The organism is Glycocaulis sp. (assembly GCF_052168375.1).
In the GTDB taxonomy this organism is placed as follows: Bacteria; Pseudomonadota; Alphaproteobacteria; order Caulobacterales; family Maricaulaceae; genus Glycocaulis.
Window position 1 is genome coordinate 1 of record NZ_JBQLZR010000139.1, and the last position, 1,111, is coordinate 1,111.

General features: G+C 65.7%; 1 protein-coding gene. It reads left to right on the forward strand.

All coding sequences use genetic code 11. The annotated features are described in order from the left end of the window. Nucleotides 1-902: cysteine desulfurase family protein (locus ACTS2Z_RS05530; RefSeq protein ID WP_442572225.1), on the forward strand; the 902-nt coding region annotated here is incomplete at its 5' end. Nucleotides 903-1,111 lie beyond the last annotated feature (209 nt).

A 1,111-nucleotide genomic window follows, 5' to 3' on the forward strand; every position in this document is an offset into this window, starting at 1 on the left:
CCAGCCGGGCCGGAGTGCGCCGCCTGATCATTTCCGCAATCGAACACGACGCGGTTCGCGATGCGGCGCTGGCCAGCGGGCTGGAGGTCGAAGTTCTGCCGGCGACGCCGAGCGGCGTTGCCGATCTTGTCTGGCTGGAACGCCGCCTTGCAGGCTGGGACCGGGATGCGGACGGTGTGCCTTTCGTGGCGCTGATGGCGGCCAATAACGAGACAGGTGTGATCCAGCCGGTCGAGGAGACCGGGCGTCTGGTGCGCGAGGCAGACGGCCTTTTCCACGTTGATGCCGTTCAGATGGCCGGGAAGGCGCCTTTCGATTTCGCCGGAAGCCTTGCCCACTACGCGGCGCTCTCCGCGCACAAGTGCGGCGGGCCGCAAGGCGTTGGCGCGTTGCTGCTGGCGTGTGATGCGCCCCTGAGCCGCCAGATGCATGGCGGGGGGCAGGAAAAAGGCCGCCGCTCGGGCACAGAAAACGTTGCCGGGATTGCCGGATTTTCTGCGGCCCTGGACGCGGCCTCACCTGAAGACGCAGTACGCATGGCCGCCCTGCGCGATGCGCTGCAATCGAGACTGGAATTGGTTGAAGGCGTGCGCGTATGGGGGGCAGGGGCGGACCGTCTGCCGAACACGTTGTGCCTTTCGGCCGCGGGCTGGCCAAGCGAGATACAGGTCATCGCGATGGATCTGGCGGGTTTTGCGATAAGCGCGGGTTCGGCCTGTTCATCTGGCAAAGTTCGCAAGAGCCGTGTGCTGGAAGCGATGGGCGCAGATGAGGCCGAGGCAGCCAGCGCCATACGCATCAGCCTTGGCTGGACGACGACGCAAGACGATGTGGACCGCTTTGCGGATGCCTGGATGCGCGAATACGCGCGCATCCGGCCTCGCCTTGCGGCTGCGGGATAGAGACTGAAAAGGCCGAACGGCCGCTGCGCCTCTTGGCGCGGCAGCCACGCGCCCGGATGGGCGCGCCGGCGCTTGAGGCTGACATTAAGGAAGGACCGGGCTTATGCCTGCTGTGAAGGAAACGATCGAAGACGTACGCCGGCTCGAGGCCGACAAGTACAAGTATGGCTTCACGACCGAGATCGAGCAGGAGTTCGCACCCAAGGGGC